Origin of the sequence: Tenacibaculum sp. M341 (assembly GCF_004337695.1) — a bacterium.
In the GTDB taxonomy this organism is placed as follows: Bacteria; Bacteroidota; Bacteroidia; order Flavobacteriales; family Flavobacteriaceae; genus Polaribacter.
The window spans coordinates 1-26,268 of sequence record NZ_SJXJ01000026.1; the positions used below are offsets into that span (position 1 = coordinate 1).

Below are 26,268 nucleotides of genomic sequence, written 5' to 3' on the forward strand. Positions count from 1 at the left end.
TCTAATTCTATCATATCTTTGCTTAGTACTTGGTACATAGGGTTGTGTTTTTATGTTTCGCAACACAAATATCTACAACCCTTAATTTTTTCTCAAAAAAAGTCAAGATGACTTCAATAATAACATTTTGTTTATATCATTTTCTAGTTCTTTTGTTTCTCTCAATTCAGAAAAAGATTCAACAATGAGACTATAAGTATCATCTAAGCCAGAACAAAAATCCCAAAACTGATTTTCAACCCATCCTTCATTATTTTGTTCTAAAGGTTTTCCTTTCCCCATAGTTTTATCCCAAAAGTTTTCTTTATGAGGATTATAAGGGAAAACAATTCTAGCTTCAGCTTTTTCTTGAGGGAATCTTGAGTAAAAAAATGTATACCAATTAAGAATTTGTTCAACAAATTTAGAATAAGCTCCAATATTCGGTTGTACAGTTTTTGTGTCAAAGAAATAATTTATTCCATCTTTTTTTAACCAAATATCAACTCCAAAACCTTTTGGTGCAGATTCAAATGCTGTGATAGGTCTAACAAGAAAAACTTTACATACTCGTTTAATTTCTTCATGACTAGATACTGCATTGTAGATACCATTGTTTCTTTTTCGTTCTTCAATAATGTTTTGAAGAGTATTACTTAAATTTGCAGGCATATTAACAGGACTTTCAAGATTTTTATTAATAATTTGAAATCCATTCTCTTTAGCTAAAGCTTTAGCAAGAGGTTCCCACAAAGTGGTTCCTAAAGAAGTTTCTAATCCTCCAACAATTGATCTAATTTTCCTTTCTTTAGGAATAATTAAATCTAAAATTTGAAATTTAGGTTTTTTATTTAATGATTTTTGAGCAAAATCAATGATACTTCGTTTTACAGTATCTTTTATAATTTCTTTAGCTTTTTCTTTGGTTAACATAAGAGTGTTTTACTTTACCAAAAATAAAAGATTTAATTACAACTGGCTATAATATGTATTTAAAAAATTAATAATAGCGTATCCCATTTCTTCTCCTAAGTTGCAAGGTACAGCATTTCCTATTTGTTTATACTGTTGTGAAACAGATCCCATAAACTTCCAATTGTCTGGAAATGTTTGAATTCTGGCATATTCACGAACTGTAAAGGGACGAGTCTCTTCAGGATGACATCTTTCCGTTTGTTTTTGAGCAGGACTACAAGTTAAAGTTAAGCTGGGTTCATCCCAACCAATCCTTCGAGCAATTCCAGTTTTTCCGCCTCCTAAATAGAAACTTTTTCCCATGTATTCTTTTTGAATATCTAAAGGTAAATTTCTCCAATAACCTTTTTGTGGTACTAAATCTAATACGGCTTTTTTATGATCAGGGTATTTAGCTCCTGGTGAAGTAGGAACATCACAATCATAGAGTTCTCCTTTTTTAAGAGCATCAATCAAGTTATATATTTTATTATGTGGTTTAGGGTATTTAAATTTTATATTGATATCTTTTCTAACACCTACTAGAAAAAGTCTTTCTCGCTTTTGAGGAACTTTATAATTTACAGCTTTTAAAACTTCAACAGGAACAACATTGTAGCCAATTTCATCTAAAATAGATGTCATACCTTTAATTGTCTTTCCTTTATCATGAGATAGTAATCCTTTTACATTTTCACCAATACAGATTAAAGGGTTTATTTCTTGAACAGCTCTTGCAAATTCAAAAAAAAGAGTTCCTCTAGCATCTTTTAAACCTAATTTTTTTCCTGCATAACTAAAAGCTTGACAAGGAAAACCACCAGTAACTATATCTACTTGATTCTGATATTCAGAAAAATTAAAAGATTTAATATCCCCTTCTAATACATTCCATTGAGGTCTATTTTCTCTTAATGTTTGACAAGCCCATTTGTCAATTTCATTTAAAGCAACACATTTTATACCTGCATTTTCCATACCAACTGCTAAGCCACCTGCACCAGCAAATAATTCTACAGCACTAAATTCTCTAATAGGAATTACCGAATTATCTATTGTATCTTCATAATCAATAGATAACTGTTTCAATAACTTATTAACTTGTTCTTTTTTATAGATTCTATATTGACTAATTGGTTCTCTAACAGCTTTAAATTTTCCATCTCTATCCCAACGTCGTAATGTTTCTTTACTTTTACCTAAAATTTCTGATACTTCATTTAAAGAATAATAATCTTTTGTAACCATATTACATAACCTTATACAATGGTTACAAATATAAATTACTTTTATTAGTAATTTTATCTTTTTTGAAAAATTTTATATAAACTCTTTTTTTATTATTTCAAATGATCTAACACATCATAAATATTTGGTTTTATACTCAATTTATATGATATAGATAATAGTTTTTTTAAAACAGATGCTTTATTACAATTTACTTAAACTGTAAAGATTACTACATTAAATATGAAAAAATAATTAAAAGCGTATTACTACTTCTTCACTAACATACGTTTAATTTCGTTTAATTTCATAAGAGCTTCAATAGGGGTAAGTGTATCAATATTGGTAGCTAAAATTTCATCACGAAGTTCTTCTAATAACGGATCATCTAACTGAAAAAAGCTCATTTGTAAGTCGTCATTTTGAACATCGTTTAAGGTGTCTTTAACTTCTTTATGTGAGTTATTTTCTTCAAGCTTTTTAAGAATCTTATTTGCCTTTCTAATTACTACATTTGGCATACCAGCTAATTTAGCCACATGAATACCAAAACTATGATTACTACCACCAGCAACTAACTTTCTTAAAAAGATAATACTATCCTTTAATTCTTTTACAGATACATTAAAGTTTTTAATACGCTCAAACGTACCCGTCATTTCATTTAATTCATGATAATGCGTAGCAAACAATGTTTTAGCCTTAGAAGGATGTTCGTGTAAATATTCAGCAATAGCCCAAGCAATAGAAATACCATCGTAGGTAGAAGTACCACGACCAATTTCATCTAATAAAACCAAACTACGTTCAGAAATATTATTTAAAATAGAAGCAGTTTCATTCATTTCTACCATAAAAGTAGATTCACCCATTGAAATATTATCACTAGCACCAACACGTGTAAAAATCTTATCTACAATCCCCAAACGAGCTTCATCAGCAGGAACAAAACTTCCCATTTGTGCCAATAAAACAATTAAGGCAGTTTGACGTAAAATGGCCGATTTACCCGACATGTTTGGCCCGGTAATCATTATTATTTGCTGTTCGTTTCTATTTAAAAGCACATCATTAGCAATATATTCATCGCCAATAGCCAATTGTTTTTCAATTACAGGATGACGACCATTTTTAATGTCAATATCAGTAGTTTCATCAATCAACGGACGAACATAATTGTTCTCTTTGGCCAAGTTTGCAAACGATAATAAACAATCTAATTGAGCAATTAACTGTGCATTACTTTGTACATCTTGTACATATTGAATAGTAAACTGAATCAATTCAGCAAACAATTCAGCTTCTAACAACTGAATTTTATCTTCAGCACCTAAAATTTTAGCTTCGTATTCTTTTAGTTCCTCAGTAATATAACGTTCAGCATTTACTAGGGTTTGTTTACGAATCCAATCTTCTGGTACTTTATCTTTATGCGTATTTCGTACTTCAATATAATATCCAAATACATTATTAAAGGCAATTTTTAAACTCGGAATTCCAGTTCGTTCGGTTTCACGAGCCAACATACCATCTAAATATTCTTTACCAGAATTGGCAATGTTTCTTAGCTCATCTAATTCTTCAGAAACACCATTAGCAATTGCATTTCCTTTGTTAATATTTACAGGAGCATCGTCAAATAAAGTAGTAGTAATTTTATCAATTAATTCATTACAATCTTTAATTAACGACCCTATCATTTTAACCGTTGCATTTTTAGTGCTTTCTGCGGCTTTTTTAATAGGATGAATGGCTTTTAACGAGTTTTTTAGTAATACTACTTCTCTTGGAGAAACTTTACCCGTAGCTACTTTAGAAATCAATCGTTCTAAATCAGAAATTTGTTTTAATTGATAAGTAATTGTATCAAAAAAATCTTCGTTATCAATTAAAAACTGTACTTGTTCTTGACGTTGTTGTATGGGCTTTAAATCTTTTAAAGGAAGTGCCAACCAACGCTTTAATAAACGACCACCCATTGGTGAAATCGTTTTGTCAATTACATTTAATAACGATACTGAGTTAACTGAGTTTCCTCCGTATAATTCTAAATTCTTTACCGTAAAACGATCCATCCAAACATATAAATCTTCAGCTATTCTACTTATAGATTGTATATGTTCTAATTTATTGTGTTGTGTTTCTGATAAGTAGTACATAATAGCACCACCTGCCACAATACCTTGTGTTAACTCTTCAACACCAAAACCTTGTAATGTTTTTACTTTAAAATGACCAATTAATGTTTCATAACCGTAATCTTTTTGAAATACCCAATCTTCTAAATAAAAGGTATGAAAACGATTATTAAAGGCTTCTAAAAATTGTTGTTTGTATTGTTTTTGAACCAACACTTCACTTGGAGCAAAGTTTTGTAACAACTTATCAATATAAGAAACATCTCCTTGGGCAATTAAAAATTCTCCAGTAGATACATCTAAAAAAGAAATTCCTAATTGATGTTTTTTATCAAAATGAACAGCCGCTAAAAAGTTATTGGTTTTAGATTGTAGTACTTCATCGTTTAAAGATACTCCAGGTGTTACCAATTCTGTAACACCACGTTTTACAATCTTTTTGGTCATTTTAGGATCTTCTAACTGATCGCAAATAGCAACTCTATGACCCGCTTTTACTAACTTAGGTAAATACGTATTTAACGAGTGATGCGGAAAACCAGCCAAAGCAGTTTCACTTTCGCTACCAGCACCACGCTTGGTTAATACAATACCCAAAACTTCAGATGCTTTTACAGCATCTTCACCAAAAGTTTCATAAAAATCACCCACTCTAAAAAGCAACATTGCATCAGGGTATTTAGCTTTAATACCATTGTATTGTTGCATTAACGGAGTTACTTTTTTTGCTTTCGTTTTTGCCAAGGATATGGATTTTTAAGTTAGTTTTGCGAAGATAGAAAATAGTCGGTTCAATTATCAATTATCAGTAAACATTTATCAACTGTTAATTACAGATAAGTATAGTACAAATACCATATTAACCTGATTTTTTTTGATTAAAAATATTATTTTCAATGGTTTAATATTTGTCTGATCGAGCGCAGTCGAGATCTTTAGCAGTTAGCCCATTAAAATGAGTATTTTGGAATTAAGATATTAAAGGTTCGAGTACTTTTAAAATATAGTTTACTGATAATTGATCACCGATAATTGATAAATGATCATTGTTTATTGATCACTGATAGTTGAAATATGAGAAAACTTAGAAATAGCGAATTAGGTAGAATTTCTGTTGATGAATTTAAAGAAGCAAACAAAACACCTTTAATTGTGGTGCTAGATAATATTCGTAGTTTAAATAATATTGGGTCGGTATTTAGAACTTCGGATGCTTTTTTAATAGAAAAGATTTATTTGTGCGGAATTACAGCTACTCCGCCTAACAAAGAAATTCATAAAACAGCTTTAGGATCTACAGATTCTGTAGATTGGGAATATGTTGAGGATACTTTAGCATTGGTAGAAAAATTAAAGGCTGAAAATGTAAAGGTTTTGTCTATTGAACAGGCTGATAACAGTACAATGTTAGATGTTTTTACCCCTGAAAAAGGTAAAAAGCATGCAGTGGTTTTTGGTAATGAGGTAAAAGGTGTTCAGCAAGAAGTAGTAACTATTTCTGATAACTGTATTGAAATTCCACAATTAGGAACCAAACATTCCTTAAACATTTCAGTAAGCTGTGGTGTAGTATTATGGGATTTATTCTGTAAAATGAAATAATACTTCAGTTTACATTTATATAAAAACAAAAAAGCTAGTATTTACTAGCTTTTTTGTTTTATGATTATTTTTTATAAGTAACAGATTCAAAAGAATAATCTTGAAATCTTAAGGTTTTATCTACATGATCATACCAAAATATCAATCCATTAGGATTTCTTATGTTATCATGAAATGGATAACCTTCTTCTGAAGGTGTTATTGAATTGAATTTGATACCAGCTGTGGTGTAATCGTAATTAAATGTATAATCTACATTATTGTATGATTCAAAACTTTGAATTGTAAAATCTTTTTTAATAACCAGTTTGTTTCTTACAGCTCTATCATAGCTTTGAAATAAATCAAAATTTAAAAAGTTCCATTCACCAACCAAAGCTCTAAGATCATACATATATACTGTATGAAAAAAACTAGGAACATCACCTGCATAAAAAATGATAATATTAGAAGAGTCTACATTTAAATCAGCTGGTTTCCAGTTACTCAATACTTTATCTTCTGTGTAAATATCAACAAAATAACTTTGATATCTTGTTATTCCTTCAGAAACAGCAATTTTTCCAGAAGCATCTAAATTTCCAGAAAAAATAGGATTAGTTTCGTTAAAATAGTCCTCTTTATTAGTGTACACTTTTACTTTAAAATCATTAAAGGTATATTCATCTTTATATTCTTCAGGAATACTATCAATTTCAATATTGATATGACCAACAGTACTTTCTTCGCTAGAACAACTTAAAAGAATGATAAATAGTAAAAAAGGGATAATTTTTTTCATATGAATTTGAATTTTTAAAATTTTTGCGAAAATAAATTTTTTATCCTGTTTTACAAATTATTAGCTTTTGATAAACAAGTGTTTGATGTTTTAAAGTTGAAAAAGAAGAGAAAAATCACCCTTTTTGGGTGAGAAGGAGCATTTAAAAAATTAGTTTATTTGGCACACTAACCAAACTTATACTTAAAATATTAAGTAAACTTGAAAGCGATTGATTGTATTTAATTGCAGAATTAAATTTTAAATTGAATTAACGCATATAATGTTTGTGATAATTTTTACCCCACAACACAATTATCGTTAAATAAATTTTAATCAGATTGTTTAGAAAGTAATTTCAGTTAAAGTCTTGAAATACGTTTATATAATGAAATCATAATTTTTAAACTTTTTAGACACCCTCATTTAATATTTAAGTTACACTTTTCATAGAGCACGGATAACATTTTTGTTATTCGTGTTTTTTGTTTTTGTGGTTAAAAGATTGATATTTTTTCTTAAAAAACATATTTTAGCTTATGATGATATCACAATAAATAGATAAAAAAGACAGTTTTTACGTGTTAAATAGTGTAATGAGTTTACGAATAATAGTTATAATCTCCCTAATTAATATATTTTCTTCTAATTCTCAAGAACAAGATAGTTTATATTATAATGTAGATAAAAAGTTAGATACTATAGCAAGCGATACAGCAAAAGCCAAGTTTTTAATAGCTTCAGCCGATTATTTTTTAGATAGAAAAGTAGATCAGGCAGAAGAGTATTACAACAGAGCAATGCAATTGTTAGATGATGCTAATTTAGCTGAGATAGCTCATGTAGAAAAAAAATTAGGAAGAGTAAACAGAAAAAGAGGAGATTATAGCAAAAGTTTATCACACTCAATAGCATCTAAAAAATTGTACGAAAAGTTAAAAGATACTGTGAATGTTGCTATTACTCATATAGATATTGGAATTATATACCGATTTATTGGAGAGTATAGAAAATCGATAGATAATTATCAAAAATCTGTGAATTTAGCCGCTAGTTGTAATGACAGTATTGTTATTGGTAGAGCTTTAAACATGATGGGAGGATCTTATAAGTATATAGATAAAATAGATTCATCATTAATTGTTTATAATAAAGCAAAAGAAATATTTGAATCAAAAGGAGATAAAGTTAGATTAAATGAAGTAAATAGTAATGTTGCGGTATTATACATGAGAGAGAAGAATTATGAAAAAGCATTACCAATCCATTTAAAAACATTAAAAAGTTTAAAAGAAATAAATTACAAACAAAATATATGTATTACTCATAACAACATAGCTATAGGGTATTTTCACCTTAAAGACTATGATAAATCTTTACAACACTCAGATTCTTCTATTACAATTGCCAAAGTAGAAGGTTATAAAAAAGAACTAGCCTCTTCCTACAGAATTAAGAGTGGTAATTACAGAAGAAAGAAAGATTATAAAAAAGCAGACCTTAATTACATTACCTTTAAAAGATATTCAGATTCTGTTTTTACGTTAAAAAAGCAAAAAGAAATTAAAAGTTTAGAGTTAAAAAATCAGTTAGAAATACAAAAGAAAGAGTTGAAAGCGGTAAGCGACAGAAAACAATTAAAAACCAAATTATACATTGTGTTGGTTTGTATTGTATTATTATTTCTACTTGTTATAAGTTTTTATAAACGAAGAGAATATAAATATCAAGTTAAAATAACGGAAGATAATTTTGAGAAAGAAAAGCTTAAAAAAGAAGTATTGGTAGAAAAAGTAAAATCTGCCGAATCTGAGTTAAAGTTTTTAATTGCAGATAATAATATGCGATTAGAATTTATTAAACAATTATCGCAACAAATTTCTGAAGATAAAGAAACGTCAAGTTCTAAGGTGGTACAAAACTATGCTAATGGATTATTACTTAAACTAAGGCAACAAATAAGTATAGAAAACAAGAACTCTTTAATTCAAGAAAAAATAGAAGAGATAAATCAAGGATTTAACACTAAAATAATTCAGTTATATCCTGGTTTAACCAAAACAGAAAGAGAAATTTGTTCGCTACTTCGTTTAGATTTATCTATTAAAGAAATAGCCTCAATTAGAAATTCATCAACAGACTCTATAAAAGCAACACGTTACAGAATTAGAAAAAAAATGGAAATACCTAAAAGTATTGGTATCGAGAGTTTTGTTCAAGGGCTGTAAATAATTGAAAGGTAACACGCCTTTTCGAGGAAGTATGACGAAGGAATCTTTTGGTTTTAGAAAAAGGGATTTTAGAAATAAGACAATCGTTTTATCGATGAACAGATTACTTCACTCCACTGCGTTTCGTTCGTAATGACATTTTACAAACCATAACCGACCTATTGATAAAAACTTTCAAAAATCAAGGCAGCAGCGTTGGAAGAGAGATAAAAAGCTGTTTGAGCGGTAGCGAGTTCTTTTTATCTGTGGCTGGTAGTGCCGTAGTATTTTTTAAGTTTTCATCATACGTCTTGATTTTTGCTACTTTGCATCAAGGCAAAGGAGAAGAGGTTTTTTAGAGAAAAAATAAACAATCGTTTTATTAAAAAACAGATTACTTCACTTCACTGCGTTCCGTTCGTAAAGAGGATTTTACTAACCATAACCGACCTATTGATAAAAACTTTTAAAAATCAAGGCAGCAGCGATGGAAGAGAGATAAAAAGCTGTTTGAGCGGTAGCGAGTTCTTTTTATCTGTGGCTGGTAGTGCCGTAGTATTTTTCAGTTTTAATCATACGTCTTGATTTTTGCTACTTTGCATCAAGGCAAAGGAGAGGAGATTTAGAAAAAATAAACAATTGTTTTATCGATGAACAGATTACTTCACTCCACTGCGTTCCGTTCGTAAAGACGATTTTACAAACCATAACCGACCTATTGATAAAAACTTTCAAAAATCAAGGCAGCAGCGATGGAAGAGAGATAAAAAGCTGTTTGAGCGGTAGCGAGTTCTTTTTATCTGTGGCTGGTAGTGCCGTAGTATTTTTCAGTTTTCATCATACGTCTTGATTTTTGCTACTTTGCATCAAGGCAAAGGAGAGGAGTTTTTAAATAAAAACAATCGTTTTATCGATGAACAGATTACTTCACTCCACTGCGTTCCGTTCGTAAAGACGATTTTACTAACCATAATCGACCTACTGATAAAAACTTTCAAAAATCAAGGCAGCAGCGTTGGAAGAGAGATAAAAAGCTGTTTGAGCGGTAGCGAGTTCTTTTTATCTGTGGCTGATGTTGCCGTAGTATTTTTTAGTTTTCATCATAAGTCTTGATTTTTGCTACTTTGCATCAAGGCAAAGGAGAGGAGGTAGAGAAAAAATAAACAATCGTTTTATCGATGAAGAGATTACTTCACTTCACTGCGTTCCGTTCGTAAAGACGATTTTACTTACCATAACCGACCTACTGATAAAAACTTTTAAAAATCAAGGTAGCAGCGATGGAAGAGAGATAAAAAGCTGTTTGAGCGTAAGCGAGTTCTTTTTATCTGTGGCTGGTAGTGCCGTAGTATTTTTCAGTTTTCATCATACGTCTTGATTTTTGCTACTTTGCATCAAGGCAAAGGAGAGGAGTTTTTATAAAAAAATAAATAATTGTTTTATCGATGAACAGATTACTTCACTCCACTACGTTCCATTCCTAATGACGATTTTAAGAAGAAAAAAGCTAATAATTAACAAGCACTATACCATATTTGCACTACAAAACAGAGCAATTTCACTTAAATTAACAAATACCAACCTTATTTATACAAATTTTTAATAAGAGTTTGTGTTTTGATAGCTAATATTTTAGCAGTAAAAACAAGCTATAAACCTTAACAAACCTAATAAATATTAACAGAAACTTGATATTTAATCACTTTAAAAAGTTAATATTTGTGTTTTACTAATAAAAAAGCTAAATTTAAAAAGTTTAATTTTAGTACTAACATTAAAATATAAAATTATGAAGATGACAACTACACAAAACAACAAAGAATTGCTTATGAAATTTCCTGGTGGAGGTGGAGCTGAAGGTATTGACGGTACTGGAGGTGATGGAGGAAGTGGAGATGGTGATAAATAAGCGTTATCATAAACTTAATAAAATATAAAGCCATTATTTATATAAGTAGTGGCTTTTTAATTTATGTATAAACTCAAACAACTACTTTTTTTATTTATACTTCCATCCTTTTTATATTGTCAAATGGGGGACAGTGAAACTTTAATTAAAGAAAAATTAATTGAAGATGGAAGAAAAGCATTTTTTGAGAAAAAGAGATTAAAATTAAAAAAGATTACTTTTAAGATAGATTCTATCTTTAATATATCCCAAGATTCATTATTATTAGCTAAATATTATCATTTTAGAGCTTTGCAATGTAAACTTAGTTATCAGAATGATAGTGCTTTTTATTATTATCATCAGTCAAAGAATATTTCTAAAAAAACGAATGATAGCCTACCTGTTGGCAGGCGTTTGTTAAGTTTAGCTGTTTTACAAAGAAATGCAAAGGATTATCTAGGTAGCGAAATAAGTTCTATAGAAGCTTTAGAATATTTAGAACCGAAAAAAACGAAAGAACCGAAAGAATTGTATAAATATCTTAATAGTGTATATAACAATTTAGGTTTGATTTCTAACGAACTAAGTCAAAAAGAGGATGCTATTAGATTTTATAACAAGGCTCTTGAAATTAATAAACTAAATAAAAATGATGAAGGTTATCTTTATACTATAAATAATATTGGTTTATTTTATCAAAAAATTAATAAAAACAAGATAGCAATAGAATATTTTAATAAAGGATTAAGTTTTGATAGTTTATCGTTTAAATATCCTAGAAATTATGTTTTATTGTTAGAGAATTTAGCCGCAAGTAAGTTTCTATTAGGAAAGAGGGAAGGTGTAATTATTAGCTATGAAAAAGTATTAAAGATTAAAAAAAGAATAAAAGATAATTGGGGTTTAAGCACTACACATGTTAATCTGTGTGATTACCATAAAAGGTTTAAAAATTTTTCTAAAGCTAAGTATCATGCAAACGAAGCATTAAAGTATGCTAAGCTAACTCATAATAACCAGCGTTGGTTAGAAGCTTTACAATTATTATCAGATTTAACTACTGGAAAAGAATCTAAAACATACTTACAAGAATACATTACTTTAAATGATAGTTTAGTTCAACAAGAGCGTCAATTAAAAAACCAGTTTGCTAAAATTAGATACGAAACTGGTAAAAAAGAAAAAGAAAATGCCTTTTTAAAAACAGAAAACGAGAAGAAAGAAGCAGAAATAGCATACCAAAAACAACAAACAACTATTGGTTGGTTAGGTGCTGCTGTTAGTATACTATTATTTTTTATAAGTGTATCTTTTTTTACATTCCGTAGAAAAAAAATATTATACCAAGCACAATTACAAAAAGCGCAAGTTAGAGAACGAGAACGAAGAAGAATTGCAAAATCGTTACACGATGAGGTTGCTGGTGATTTACGATTGTTACACACACGATTAGAAAAATCGCAAATGATAGAGGAAGCACAAAAATTGGATATGGTAAAAGAAAATGTAAGAAACTTATCACATCAATTAAGTAGCATTAGTTTTAAAAAGGTAAACTTTATAGATCAGATGATTAATTTGGTGAGTGATTATTTTGCTCCTGGATTTGTGATAAAAATTCATAACATAAAAGATATAGATTGGTCTAAAACCAACAGGTATATAAAAAGACTTTTGTATTTAAGTACTAGGGAAAGCATACAAAACTGCAAAAAGTATGCAGAGGCATCAAAAGTTGATATTAATTTTTCTGTACGTAAAAAATATGTATTTTTGAGCATTAGTGATAACGGAGTAGGTTTTGATATAAACACTTGTAAGAAAGGTATTGGTTTACAAAACATGCAAGAGAGAGTAGAGGAACTAAACGGTACACTAGCTATAAAAAGTGAATTAGGAAAAGGAACTAAAATAGAAATTCAAGTCCCTTTAAATGCCAAATAAAACAAAAATATTGATAGTTGATGACCATCAACTAATTATTGAAGGAATATTATCATATTTAAAACATATTGATAATTTAGAAATCGAGACAACTAATTCTTGCGATGACGCTTTCGCAAAAATTAAAGTTGCACAAACTGATGTTCCTTTTCAGATTTTATTTACGGATTTAAGCTTTGATAATATTGATGAAACCTCTAAAATAGATGGTGGAGAAAGCTTAATAAAGTTAATAAGAAAAGAAGAGATACCTATTAAAGTAGGTGTAATTACAGGACATTCTGAAACCAACAGAATTTTTAATGTAATTAGAAATTTAGAGCCTAGTGCTTATTTACTAAAAGGAAAGTGTAATACCAACGAGTTAAATTTTGCTATTCAAAAAATGTTGACAGACGAGGTATACTATACGCACGAAATTCATCAAAAATTATTAAAAAGAGCTCTTATAGAAATTCAAATGGATGAGGTTGCGATTCAAATTTTAAAAGAATTACCAAATCATCCAAAAATTAGTAACCTAGAAGGAGTTATTAAGAAAGATGATGGAAGTTTACTTAAAATAAGAACTATAGAAAGTAAATTAGCAAAGTTAAGAACTGATTTACAGGCTAATAATAATACAGATTTAGTACTGAAAGCAAAGGAAATGGGTGTTTTAGACTAGTGAAAAATAGTTAAAAAAACTCACCTTGCGGAAATCCACATTTTAAATAACGGAAAACCCCTTTTTGATTTGTTAGCATACAAATACATTTGTATCAAATCAACAAAGTAAGTCATTTGGGGGAATGATTTCGAAAGAAGATTTATACCTGACCTATTAAGCATAATTGTTTAATAGGTTTTTTTGTTTTTGTAATTAATGTGAGTTCGGTGAAGTTTTATCTTTAAAATGAGATTTTCGTTATTAAATTAACAGATTACTTCTTCACTTCACTACGTTTCGTTCATCGTAATGACAAAATTCACTAATTTAACGTGAATCTCGTTTAAGAGTAAAAGTGTCACTTCGAGTGAAATTATTTGTAATGGAATTCAACATAATTTTGTATCGAGAAGCTTTCGTAATACGAATTGTTCTCGATACAATTTTTTATTACGTTTTACTTCATAAAAAATCACTCGAACTGACATGGGTTTCTTATCCAAGGTTCACGTTAATTTACATTCTTAATCCAACTCACATTAATTAGTATAAAGGAACGTAAACATTTTACTATTAAAAAGTAAGTATTTCGCTTTACTTTATAAAAAACATTAGAACCAATTTGTACGAAATAATAAAATTGAAAGAATATTAGTTATTCTCTAGTGTTTAGATATTTTAATGTTAATTTATTTTAAATTTTACAATAAAAATATTAATACTTTGAATAAAATTTAGTAATTTAACTTAAAATGATATTTTAAATATTTTTTTTGCATAAATCCACATTTAAAAGTGCGGATATCCCTTTTTTTATTCTGTAAATGAAGGGTACCTTTGTAACATCATTTAATCGATAAACAAACGATTAAGGGAAGAATTACTAAGAAAGATTAAAAAGAAACGAAATAGCCTATTAAATACTCTTATTTAATGGGTTTTTTCACATAATTACATAATGTTTAAATACAGTGTAATTATATTATACGATTTAGGTCATATAATTTCTCATTTGTCAGTTCGAGTGATTTTTTTAAGTGTATGCAAGATGATGTAGATTTTAATTTATTATATGTATAAGAACATATCGAATATCAAAAACATCTCATAGTATCATTGTTATATAGTACACAGCAAAAGATTTTACTCGAAGTGGCAATTAAGGTGTTATTTACAAGCATTATTGAGTTTAAAAGGCTTTTAAACGAAGATAGCTTGCAAAGTAAGTTGAGAGGTTTTTATTAAAATTGCTAATAATAACAAGGATCTCGACTGCGCTCGACCTGACAAAAGCATTGATCATTATTGTTAGTTGGCAGTATGCAGTAGTTTGTAATACTAAAAAATATATAACCCTGTCTCCTTGAGCATTATTGAGTTTAAAAACTTTTAAACGAAGATACCTTACAAAGTAAGTCGAGAAGTTGTTTAAAGTTATGAATACAGTTTATACAATGTATTAAAATTATGATCTTTTAATTTTAGAATTACAGAATATTATTAGAAATTCAAAATAGTAAGATCTCGACTGCGCTCGATCTGACAAGAGCATTGATAATTAATTTATGTTGTGTATTAGTTAGCAGTATGCAGTAGTTTGTAATACTAAAAAATATATAACCCTTGTCTCCTTGAGCATTATTGAGTTTAAAAGCTTTTAAACGAAGATACCTTACAAAGTAAGTCGAGAAGTTGTTTAAAGTTATGAATACAGTTTATACAATGTATTAAAATTATGATCTTTTAATTTTAGGATTATAGAATATTATTAGAAATTCAAAATAGTAAGATCTCGACTGCGCTCGACCTGACAAAAGCATTGATCATTATTGTTAGTTAGCGGTATGCAGTGATTTAATTTACAGTATTAAAAAGGAATTCTCTCTGTCTCTTCGAGCATTATTGAGTTTAAAAACTTTTAAACGAAGATACCTTACAAAGTAAGTCGAGAAGTTGTTTAAAGTTATGAATACAGTTTATACAATGTATTAAAATTATGATCTTTTAATTTTAGAATTACAGAATATTATTAGAAATTCAAAATAGTAAGATCTCGACTGCGCTCGATCTGACAAGAGCATTGATAATTAACGTGAGTTTGATTTAAGAATGCATTTTTAAACATGTAAATTAATAAATTATGTCATTACGATGAACGAAACATAGTGAAGTGAAGAAGTAATCTGTTAATTGGTCTCAAATTAGGGTCTAAAACCCTGCAATTTTATTGCAGCACTTTCAGTAGTGTAAAAAATTAAGTTCTCTTATGTATTGAAAAGTTTTTAGGAGAGAGCTTTTTTGAGCGATAGTTGAATTGAGATAATTATATATTAGAATAAACAAAGGGACTTTCAGTCCCTAGTTAAAACAAACCTCTGTACTTTCAGTGCAGAGTGATTTAGTTAATAACGAAAATCTCGTTTTAAAGACAAAGATTGCTTCATCCGTTGCACTTCTTCGCAAAGACTTCTTTATTTACAAGTAATGAAAGGTAAAACTACATCGAACTCATGTTAATTATTGTTAGTTGTTAGTATGCAGTAATTTAGTTAACGTATTATTGATTAATCTCGACTGCACTCGATATGACAGTAAAATATTATTTTTAAGATTTTGTAGTGTTCTAAACAAAAATCAGTTAAATTGCTATTAAAAGCTTCAAAAAGACTTAAAAAGTTTATTCTTCCAATTTTCTCATTCTATTATTTCTGTTTACAAAAGGTTTAATTTTATTTAACGTATTTATAATCAATAGTTAAATTTTGTATTGAGTTTTGGGTTAAAAATGTTAAAACATGTGCTTTTTGCATAAAACCGCATAAAAAATTGCGGAAAACCCCTTTTATGAAATGTGACTTTGTATTACATTTGTAATGTGATCATCCAACACAATTAAGAAAAGGGTGAAAACATTTTAGGGGATTATATGACCTTCTAAGTGAATAACTTAGAAGGTTTTTTTATGTTTTTATGTTAATGAAATTTGTAATATAAAATCAACTTTATAGTTATACATCTTATAAGTCTTTTGCATTTTATAGATTTTTAATAGTATAATTTGTGGAAAATATCTTTTTTGAAAACTTAATTTTTATTAACTTTACGATGTGATCATCCGACACAATCTAAGAAAAGGGTGAAAACATTTTAAGGGATTATATGACCTTCTAAGTGGATAACTTAGAAGGTTTTTTTGTATAAAAACACTACTAATTAGCCATCTCAAACGTTTTAGAGCGCTATTTTATATAAAGAAACTTCTATTATTTACCATTGTTAACTACGGAAATTTACAGTATAATTTGCGGAAAACCATTTTTAACAAACATTGCTTTTACTATACATTTGTACCGTAATCATCCAAGCACAAGTTAAGAAAAGGGTGAAAACATTTTAGGGGATTATTTAACCTTCCAGGTATTTACTTGGAAGGTTTTTTTATGTTCTTAAAAATAGTTGTTCTTTTTTCATATTAATAGAACTAATTCTTTCCGCAATCTTTTTTAGTTATTCGTTACTTACGGAAAATTACAGTATAATTTGCGGAAATCCCTTTTTGTAAAGAAGATGTTTGACATACCTTTGTAGTGTGATCATCCAAAGCACAACATGAACAACAAGGGTGAAAACATTTTAGGGGATTATAGAGCCTTCTAGGTATTTACTTGGAAGGTTTTTTTATGTCTTTACTTTATATGTTGTATTTAAAAAACACTATTACTTACGGAAAATTACAGTATAATATGCGGAAATCCCTTTGTATAAAAGGGAAAACCTAAACTATATTTGTAGTGTTATTATTAACAAAAATTTTAGGGATTATTTAAAAATTAACAGAATGGGAAAATTATTACTAATTAAAATCAGAAGAGCAGTTAGAAACTTTTTATATGCGCTTCAAGAGTGTGGTAAAGCAGCTAGTTACGCTTTACAGAACTAGAAAAACTTAACTAACTAAACTTTAAGGCTGTCAATTATTTGGCAGTCTTTTTTTTGTCTGTTTGTTTTTTTAGGGTAGGGTATTTAGAAGATGGTATGTATTAAGTACAGAAGACTGTTTAACACATTAAATAGAAAAACATGGGAACGATGACAATGAGAGATTTATTAAAAGAACTAACGAAATTGATGAAAACTGCTATTAACAAATTAGCGGATTGGGGTGAAGCGGCAAGTTATGCAATACATCATTAACTATTTATAAATTAATTGATTAAAAAATTACATTTAAAAGTAGGGTTAAATTAATAACAGCTGTATTAAAAGTAGAAAACAATAAAAAATAGAAAACATGGGGATGTTACAAATTAAAAGATTAGGAGAGGAATTAACAAGATTGATGAAAATAGTTGTTGATAAGTTATCTGACTGGGGATCAGCGGCAAGTTATGCTATTCATCATTAAAGAAAAATTAACTTTTTATAAGTAGGGTTAAACTAATTATAGTTGTATTAAAAGTAGAAAATAACAAAAAAATAGAAAACATGGGGATGTTACTAATTAAAGGATTACTAAGAGAGTTACAAAGATTAATGAAATTAGCAATTAACAAGTTGTCAGATTGGGGAAGCGCGGCAAGTTTTGCTATTCATCATTAAAGTTAGGTAAAGTTGATTTATACCGTAGGGTATTTTTGTTTTCAATTGTTTTATAAATAGAATTACATACAAAACATATAGTATAAATTGAATTAAATTAAAAAGTTGCTATGTATTGCTAAAAAAGACTTTGTATGGGGGGAACTACTAGGTATAAACTAAACTACAAAAATGTTGTTTTATTAGGGGAAAACAACAAGTTACATACGCTAATAGTTCACAAAAGCTGATTCATAGATGAATCAGCTTTTTTTGTTTAAAAGTAGGGTTTTTGATTGTTAAAATGTACTACACAAAACGATGTACACTTAAAAATAGAATAACAATGAGAAAAAATATTACTTTACTTTTACTCTTAATTTGTAGTTATGTAAATGCTCAGAATACTGAAACAATAGCTGAGATAGAAGGAGCTAGTGAGCTTTTAATAATAGGAGATTATTTATATGTAGCAGAAGCTAGTTCTGTTGCTAGTGATAATAAAATTTTAAAAGTAGATGTAACAACTACTTCTGCAAAACCTGTAGAGGTTGTAAAAGGTGTAAAAGCACCTAGAGGGCTGGCATATAAAGGAGGTTATTTATACATAGCAGAATCTAGTGCTAATAAAATTTCTAAAGTAGATTTAACAGCAACAACGCCAACTTTAATAGATGTGGTTACCGGTTTAGATAGCCCGAGAGGAATGGTTTTTAAAGGAAATGATCTTTATTTTGCTGAATACGGTTCTGGTAAAATTTTAAAAGTAGATGTTACTTCAGCTACACCAACTTCTATAGAAGTTGTTTCAGGGTTAGATGGTCCTTCTGGAATTGTTTTTAAAGGAAATGATCTTTATATAACTCAATTGATAGGAGCAACTACAGTTGTAAAAATAGATGTTACAACTACAGCGCCTTCATCTTTAACAGTATCTCCTAAGTTAAGAAGCCCTTTTAAATTAGCATTTAAAGGCGATGAGCTTTTTGTAACAGAGTATTTTGGATCAAGAGTTTTAAAGTTGAATATAAATTCTAGTACTCCATCAGTAACAGATGTAGTTACCGGAGTAACTTTTCCTAAAGGGATTACATTTAAAGGCGATGATTTGTTTGTTACAGAAATAGTATTACTAAATACTGATAAGGTTTTAAAGACTAGTTTATCAACAACATTATCTACCACTGATGTTGATTTTAAAAAAGAGGAATTTAAATTCTATCCAAACCCAACAACAGATTTTATTACCATTTCAGGTATAAATACTTCTGAAAAATATGAGATTTACAATGCAATTGGTTCAACAGTAAAAAAAGGATTTGTATCAGATAAAGAAAAAATAGACATTCAAAATCTATCAGAAGGTTTTTACTTTTTAAAAGTAGCAAGCAATAAAACAAAAAAAATAATAAAAAAATAAAAAACAGCGTAGGGTATTTTTCTTTTCAATTGTATTATAAGCAGATACTACATATATAAAACGAATTAATGGAGTATGATGGTGCAGTTAAAAAAATTATTGGGGAACTAACTATTTTATTAAAGAGTAATAACAAGCTGTCTAATTGGGGTAAGACAGCAAGTTATATTATATACGGTTAGTTAGTTAAGGCTGATTCTTAGTTTTTAAGAGTCAGCTTTTTTATTTAAAAGCATTTAAGCCTGTAATATCTAAGCCAGTAATTAATAAATGAATATCATGAGTACCTTCGTAGGTAACTACACTTTCTAAATTCATAGAATGTCTCATAATAGAATAATCACCAGAAATTCCCATAGCACCTAAAATTTGTCTTGCTTCTCTGGCAATATTTAATGCCATATCAACATTGTTTCTTTTTGCCATAGAAATTTGAGCAGAAGTCGCTTTTCCTTCATTTTTTAAAACACCCAATCTCCAAACAAGTAATTGTGCTTTAGTAATTTCGGTAATCATTTCAGCTAACTTTTTTTGCTGAAGTTGAAATTGTGCAATAGGTTTTCCAAACTGAGTACGCTCTTTAGCATATCTTAAAGCGGTATCATAACAATCCATTGCAGCACCAATGGCTCCCCAAGAGATACCATATCGTGCATGATCTAAGCATTTTAAAGGAGCACCTAACCCTGATTTATTAGGTAATAAATTTTCTTTTGGAACTTTTACATTGTCAAAAATTAGCTCACCAGTAATAGAAGCTCTTAACGACCATTTGTTTTTAGTTTCAGGAGTAGAAAAACCTTCCATACCACGCTCTACAATTAAACCATGAATTCTACCTTCTTCGTTTTTAGCCCAAACTACGGCAACATCACAGATAGGTGAATTGGAAATCCACATTTTGGCGCCGTTTAAAAGATAATGATCGCCCATATCTTTAAATTTAGTTTCCATTCCTCCAGGATTAGATCCGTGATTAGGCTCTGTTAAACCAAAACTTCCAATCCATTCTCCAGAAGCCAATTTTGGTAAATATTTTTTACGCTGTTCTTCAGAACCATAATTATAAATAGGTCCCATTACTAATGAAGTTTGTACAGATGCAGTAGAACGAATACCACTATCTCCACGTTCCATTTCTTGCATAATTAAACCATATGAAATTTGATCTAATCCAGCACCACCATATTCAGTAGGAATGTACGATCCGAAAGCGCCAACTTCTGCCAAACCTTTAACTAGTTGTGTAGGAAACTCTGATTTTTGGGCATACTCTTCTATAATTGGAGATAGGTTTCTTTTTACCCAAGTTCTTGCTGTATTTCTAACAAGTTTATGCTCTTCGGTTAGTAAATCATCGATTGCATAATAATCAGGAGCCTCAAATAAATCAGGTTTCATAAAAAATGTTTTTTTCAAAAGTAATAAATAGTATTAAGTATTTAGTACTGAGTACTGAGATTCTGTACCTAAATAAAGTTGACCGTTTTTAAGCTATTTTTATCATTATTACTCAAATTTTGGAAAATAATTTTGCTTAAAAACAATCTCAATACTCAGTACTCACTATTTAATGCTGAATACTTAACTGTAGCTTTCTTAATACTAATTTGTTTATGTATGTTTGTATTGATGAAACTAACATTAGGAAAGAAGGAGCGTTTAAAAAGTAGGAAGTTAATTGAAAAACTATATACTGAAGGTACATCTATAAAGGTTTATCCTTTACGAATGGTTTATTTACAGGTAGATCATACTTCAAAATTTCCTGTTCAGTTTGGGGTTTCTGTACCCAAAAGAAACTTTAAAAAAGCTGTTGATAGAAACAGAATAAAGCGATTGCTTAGAGAAGCCTATCGTTTACAAAAAGAAATGGTGTATACAGAAGTTGAAAAACCTCATATATTCATGATTTCTTATCTTGCAAAAGAGGAGTGGAAATATGCAGATTTAGAATATAAAATGCGTAAATTACTTACATTATTTATTGAAAAAACTTCAGAAGATGAGAAATAAAAAAATAATTATAGGATTAGTAGTTGTTGTTAGTGTTTTTTCTCTTTCATTTCAATCTCGTTTTTTTGAGATTGCTAAACAAATTGAAATTTATAATAACCTATATAAAACATTAAATATAAATTATATAGATGAAATAAATCCGGGTGATATTACTACCAAGGCAATTAACAATACGTTGCAAAATTTAGATCCTTACACACGTTTTTACAACGAACAACAAGTTGAGAATGCTAAAATTAGAAGAGAAGGAGAATATGGAGGTATTGGCGTTTCTTCTTGGTATGTAGATGAAGGAATTATGATAAGATCTATAAAAGAAGGATATCCAGCAGATAAAGCAGGTTTAAAATCTGGAGATGTTATTACTGTAGTGAATGATGAATCTTTAGAAGGTTTAGAAAGAGATCAATTATCGCAAGTATTGAAAGGAATACCAGGAAAAGAAATAACATTAAAAGTAAATAGAGGAGAAGAAAATTTAAGTTTTACAATTAAACTTGATAAAATAATAGATAACCCTGTGCCGTTTTTTGATATGATTAATGAAGAAACGGGATATGTAATTTTAACAAGATTTACGGTAAGAAAATCTACTGATGGATTGAAAAAAGCTATTGATAGTTTGAAAGAAAGAGGAATGAAAAAGCTAGTTTTTGATTTAAGAAGTAATCCAGGAGGATCTTTATTTGATGCTGTAAATATTACTAATTTATTTATTCCTTCAGGAAGAAAAGTAGTAGATACAAGAGGAAAATTAAAGAAAAACTCAAGAACGTATTTAACCACTAAAGAGCCTTTAGATGAACAAATGCCTGTGGTTGTTTTAATTAATGGAAGATCAGCGTCGGCATCTGAAATTGTATCTGGAGCTTTACAAGATTATGATAGAGCGGTAGTTTTAGGAGAACGTTCTTTTGGTAAAGGTTTAGTACAACGTTATTTTGATTTAACGTATGGTACACAAATGAAAGCAACTATTTCTAAATATTATACACCAAGTGGAAGATGTATTCAAGAATTAGATTACGCTAATAGAGATTGGAAAACAGGAAAAGTTCCTAAGTTTTCTGATGGTACTGTAAGTGAATTTAAAACTGAAAATGGAAGAACAGTGTATGATGGAGGAGGAGTAACACCAGATGTTAAAATAAAAATTTCAGAAAAAACGAAAGCAACCGAGAAGCTTTTAGAATCGAAAGCTATTTTTAACTTTGCAGTTGATTATGCTCGAAAAAATAAGATAACATCATTAGAATCTTTTTCTTTTTCAGATTTTCAAGCGTTTAAAAATTATTTGAAATCGAAAGATACTACGTTTGTTACCAAACAAGAGAGATTATTTAAAAGAGCATATAAATCAGTAAAAAAAGAAGAAACAATTTCTTCAGAATACAAACAATTAACCGACAAGTTAACTGATTTTAAAATTAAAGAGGTAGAGAAAAATAAAGATATCGTATTGTCAAAAATTCAAGACGAAATACTTGAACATTCTTTTTACAAAAAAGGAGTATATCAACATCATTTAAAGCACGATCCAACGATTAAACAAGCAGTTGATATACTAAACAATACATCAAAGTATAATAAAATATTAGGAAAATAAATAAATGACTAAAATATATAAAGAACGTACCAGAGCCCAAGAATCTACTAATGCAATTGAAAGATTATACATTTCAATGCGCCATTTGTTTAGTAGAGGTTTTTACAAGCCAATGGGAGTATCTGGTGAAACCTTAAGAAAATCGTTATTACAGCTTAGACCAGAAATTTATGGATCTATTGCAGAAGATAAAATTGAGTTAAATGGTCTTACATATGTAATTGAGCGTTTACCAGAAGGTATAGAAGAGTGTCAGTTTATTAACTTAACAGCTGACGAAGGGTATAGAAACTCTCACTTTAAAGCAATTGTTCCACCAAAAAGAAGGAGAAATTGTTACCGAATAGATAAAGATCAAATGAATATCGAAATTACCAGAGGAAGATCTGATATTTACGATATTCTAACGCACCTTACTTTTTTATTTATTGAATCTCACAAAATAAAAGAAAGAGTGTTGATAAGTGACGGTAAAAAAGTAACTAGAGAGTGGCAAAACTTAGAGGATACTGTGTTACACAATAAAACATTATCTGATAAAGAAAAAGATGTATTAGTTGTTCACTTAGGTAGTATACTTGGTAGAACTTATGATGAGGTGTATCAATCTTACAATACATTTTCTACAACAGAAAATCCAAACCGTTTTTTCCACTTAATTTACTGGTTAGGTAAGTTAGCTATTAATGAAGAATTATATGATCATAAAAGATCTATTCGATTTAGTTCAGTACTTTCTGAAGAAATTGGTCGTCATTATCATGGAGAAGAATGGGCAAATGATATTAAGAAAACATTATTAGAAAACTCGTTATTAGATAGACCAATTCATATAATTAGTGCCAATATGCATAGTGTTTTGAACAGTATGTATGCAGAGAAAGCATTGCCTACAGAAGCTAAAAATCAAGAAGGTTTTGGGTTGTATGAGTTATTAAGTAATAGTGATAGTAAACCGTTACAAACAAAGGTTAAAAACTATGCTTCAGAAAATGGATTAATCTATCTAAAGGATGTATCGGGTACCAATATCAATGTACAAGTAATTGATACTGCTAAAATAGATTTTGAAGGTACAAGTTTTACAGCACCAACTAAAAAGGAAGATGCAGCTGTAATTATTGTTATGGATTATGCATTTGGAGAGCAGGCTTATGAAACAATGGATGAGCTTTTAAAACCATATAAGACAGACAAAGAAACAATTCATTTAAATGTAGATTCTGTATCTATTATGGGTAAAGCAGGAATTTTAGAAGGAGGAAAAGGAGATATTATGATTCCTTCTGCACATGTTTTTGAAGGAACAGCTGATAACTATCCATTTAAAAACGAACTTAAAAAAGAAGACTTAGAAGGTTTTGGTGTTCAGGTTTTTGACGGTACAATGGTAACTGTTTTAGGAACATCTTTACAAAATAAAGATTTACTTAAATTTTTCCATGATTCCACGTGGAACGTTATTGGTTTAGAAATGGAAGGTGCTCATTATCAGAAAGCAATACAATCTGCATCTGGAATTAGAGGTAACATTAGTGATAAAGTAAAAGTACGTTATGCTTATTATGCATCTGATAATCCGTTAGAAACAGGAGCAACTTTAGCTTCTGGAGGATTAGGAATGAGTGGTGTAACTCCAACGTATGCTATTACTTTAAAAATACTAGAACAAATTTTAAAATAAAAAGAGTCCATGTCTAATAAGGTAAATGAAAATGAAGAAGTTGATTTAGGATCTTTATTTATAATAATAGGTAGAGGATTTACAAAATTAGTCAACTTTTTTGGTCGTATTTTTAAAGGAATTTTTGATTTTATAATTCAAAGTTTACTCTTTGTAAGAGAAAATAGTATTAAGCTAATGATAGCAACTGTAGTTGGTGCTATTTTAGGTATAACTTTAGAAGTTAAATCTCCTTCAAAATACGAATCGAGTTTATTTTTAAAGCCAAACTTTAAAAGTTCTAGACAGTTGTATAACAATGTTGAGTTTTACAATGATTTGGTAAAGCAAAAGAATACGAATTTGCTAGCTTCTATTTTTAAAATATCAAATGAAGAGGCTGCATCTTTAAAAAGGTTCACTATCGATCCTGTAGTTAATGAAAATGATATTTTAACTTCATATGACGATTTATTACAGTCAATAGACACAACAACTGTAAAGGATTATTCATACACTAAGTTTCAAAATTCATTTACCAAGTTTGATTATAAGGTTCATAAAGTTTCTGTAACTACCACTCAGAATGACGTTTTTATGAAATTAAGCAACGCTATAATTTCATCTATAATTAATAACGATTACTTTAAAAATTTAAAGAAAATCAACAAGCAAAATTTGTTACGTACAGATTCGTTGTTAAGAAAAAACTTACAACAAGCAGATTCTTTGCATTATGTATATAAAAAAGTAATGCTAAAAGAAGCACAAACAGCACAATCTGGAACAAACATTAATTTGAGCGAAACGAAGGCTGAAAAAGTTAAAGAACTCGATCTTTTTACTACGAATATAGAGTTAAACAAGAGTTTGGTTGATGTGAATAACGATTTATCAGAAACTTCTGAAGTGATTAATATTGTTTCAAATTTTCAACCAGTAGGACATCAAATTAAAGAGATTAATAGAAATAAAGGGTTTCAATTTGCTGTGGCAAGCTTTTTATTAATGATTGTCTTTTTACTGTTATTAAAATTAAATCGTTTTTTAAATACTTACAAAAAAGTACAGTAGTTTATGAAGATAGAAGAAACGTATTTAAAAGGTTGTTTTATAATAGAACCTAAAGTATTTGGAGACCATAGAGGATACTTTTTTGAGAGTTTTAACGAGCATAAGTTTAAACAAGAAACCAATATAGATATTCGTTTTGTACAAGATAATCAAGCATTTTCTAATAGAGGTGTATTAAGAGGTTTACATTTTCAAAAAGCGGAGTTTGCTCAAGCAAAATTAGTACGTGTTATTAAAGGTAGAGTATTAGATGTTGCAGTTGATTTACGTCCAGAATCTGATACTTACGGAAAGTATTTTTCTATAGTTTTATCTGAAGAAAATAAAAAACAATTGTTTGTGCCAAGAGGTTTTGCGCACGGATATTCTGTTTTAGAAGATGAGACTATTTTTACATATAAGTGTGATAATTTTTATCATCCAGAAGCAGAAGGAGGAGTTATGTATAATGATGCTGATTTAGGTATTGATTGGATGCTTAATGATGATGAAATTCAGTTGTCTGAAAAAGATACAGTATTACCGCTACTAAAAGATTTGAAATAATAAGAACA

15 protein-coding genes are annotated in these 26,268 nt (G+C 29.0%); 10 read left to right on the top strand and 5 right to left on the bottom strand.

Annotated elements, in window-relative coordinates; all coding sequences use genetic code 11:
- Window positions 1-102: 102 nt before the first annotated feature.
- The 3 genes from EYW44_RS19690 to mutS all read right to left on the bottom strand — a co-directional run bounded on the left by EYW44_RS19690 (window position 103) and on the right by mutS (window position 5,042).
- Window positions 103-912, bottom strand: coding sequence for a TdeIII family type II restriction endonuclease (locus EYW44_RS19690; protein WP_132726810.1), 810 nt, complete (start codon window positions 910-912; stop codon window positions 103-105).
- Between the two features lie 36 nt (window positions 913-948).
- Window positions 949-2,181: a DNA (cytosine-5-)-methyltransferase gene (gene dcm / locus EYW44_RS19695; RefSeq protein WP_132726813.1), complete on the bottom strand. Its 1,233-nt coding sequence runs from the start codon at window positions 2,179-2,181 to the stop codon at window positions 949-951.
- A 248-nt stretch (window positions 2,182-2,429) separates the two neighbouring features.
- A complete protein-coding gene (gene mutS / locus EYW44_RS19700; protein ID WP_132726816.1) occupies window positions 2,430-5,042 on the bottom strand; it encodes a DNA mismatch repair protein MutS in 2,613 nt (870 codons plus the stop codon).
- Between the two features lie 330 nt (window positions 5,043-5,372).
- Between mutS and EYW44_RS19705 the strand changes: the two genes are divergently transcribed.
- The gene (locus EYW44_RS19705) at window positions 5,373-5,900 is read left to right on the top strand and encodes an RNA methyltransferase (protein ID WP_132726819.1); all 528 of its coding nucleotides are present in this window, start codon (window positions 5,373-5,375) and stop codon (window positions 5,898-5,900) included.
- 64 nt (window positions 5,901-5,964) lie between these two features.
- On the opposite strand, the gene EYW44_RS19710 is transcribed toward EYW44_RS19705, so the two are convergent.
- The gene (locus EYW44_RS19710) at window positions 5,965-6,681 is read right to left on the bottom strand and encodes a hypothetical protein (protein ID WP_132726822.1); all 717 of its coding nucleotides are present in this window, start codon (window positions 6,679-6,681) and stop codon (window positions 5,965-5,967) included.
- Between the two features lie 575 nt (window positions 6,682-7,256).
- On the opposite strand from EYW44_RS19710, the gene EYW44_RS19715 reads away from it, so the two are divergent.
- From EYW44_RS19715 to EYW44_RS19730, 4 genes are all read left to right on the top strand, one after another.
- The gene (locus EYW44_RS19715; protein ID WP_132726825.1) at window positions 7,257-8,888 is read left to right on the top strand and encodes a tetratricopeptide repeat protein; all 1,632 of its coding nucleotides are present in this window, start codon (window positions 7,257-7,259) and stop codon (window positions 8,886-8,888) included.
- Window positions 8,889-10,902: 2,014 nt separating this feature from the next.
- Window positions 10,903-12,705 (top strand): tetratricopeptide repeat-containing sensor histidine kinase, encoded by a 1,803-nt coding sequence (locus EYW44_RS19720; protein ID WP_165872280.1) that lies wholly within the window; start codon window positions 10,903-10,905, stop codon window positions 12,703-12,705.
- A complete protein-coding gene (locus EYW44_RS19725) occupies window positions 12,695-13,372 on the top strand; it encodes a response regulator (protein ID WP_132726831.1) in 678 nt (225 codons plus the stop codon). Before EYW44_RS19720 ends, EYW44_RS19725 begins: the two co-directional genes overlap by 11 nt.
- Window positions 13,373-18,278: 4,906 nt before the next feature.
- A complete protein-coding gene (locus tag EYW44_RS19730; protein ID WP_165872281.1) occupies window positions 18,279-19,352 on the top strand; it encodes a T9SS type A sorting domain-containing protein in 1,074 nt (357 codons plus the stop codon).
- Between the two features lie 222 nt (window positions 19,353-19,574).
- On the opposite strand, the gene EYW44_RS19735 is transcribed toward EYW44_RS19730, so the two are convergent.
- Window positions 19,575-20,753 carry an acyl-CoA dehydrogenase family protein gene (locus EYW44_RS19735; RefSeq protein WP_132726837.1) on the bottom strand — a complete coding sequence of 393 codons (1,179 nt, stop codon included), beginning with the start codon at window positions 20,751-20,753 and terminating at the stop codon, window positions 19,575-19,577.
- Between the two features lie 231 nt (window positions 20,754-20,984).
- Here EYW44_RS19735 and rnpA point away from each other — a divergent pair, with 231 nt between their 5' ends.
- From rnpA to rfbC, 5 genes are read left to right on the top strand one after another with little or no spacing between them, the layout of a single operon-like run.
- Window positions 20,985-21,368 carry a ribonuclease P protein component gene (gene rnpA, locus EYW44_RS19740; protein ID WP_132726840.1) on the top strand — a complete coding sequence of 128 codons (384 nt, stop codon included), beginning with the start codon at window positions 20,985-20,987 and terminating at the stop codon, window positions 21,366-21,368.
- Complete coding sequence (locus EYW44_RS19745; RefSeq protein ID WP_132726843.1) at window positions 21,358-22,977, top strand: S41 family peptidase; 1,620 nt, start codon at window positions 21,358-21,360, stop codon at window positions 22,975-22,977. The genes rnpA and EYW44_RS19745 overlap by 11 nt, the downstream gene beginning before the upstream one ends.
- Window positions 22,978-22,981: 4 nt before the next feature.
- Window positions 22,982-24,661 (top strand): DUF6909 family protein, encoded by a 1,680-nt coding sequence (locus EYW44_RS19750; RefSeq protein ID WP_132726846.1) that lies wholly within the window; start codon window positions 22,982-22,984, stop codon window positions 24,659-24,661.
- Window positions 24,662-24,670: 9 nt separating this feature from the next.
- On the top strand, window positions 24,671-25,714 hold the full coding sequence (locus tag EYW44_RS19755; protein ID WP_132726849.1) for a hypothetical protein: 1,044 nt from the start codon (window positions 24,671-24,673) through the stop codon (window positions 25,712-25,714).
- Window positions 25,715-25,717: 3 nt separating this feature from the next.
- Window positions 25,718-26,260, top strand: a complete 543-nt coding sequence (gene rfbC, locus EYW44_RS19760; RefSeq protein WP_132726852.1) for a dTDP-4-dehydrorhamnose 3,5-epimerase — start codon at window positions 25,718-25,720, stop codon at window positions 26,258-26,260.
- Window positions 26,261-26,268 lie beyond the last annotated feature (8 nt).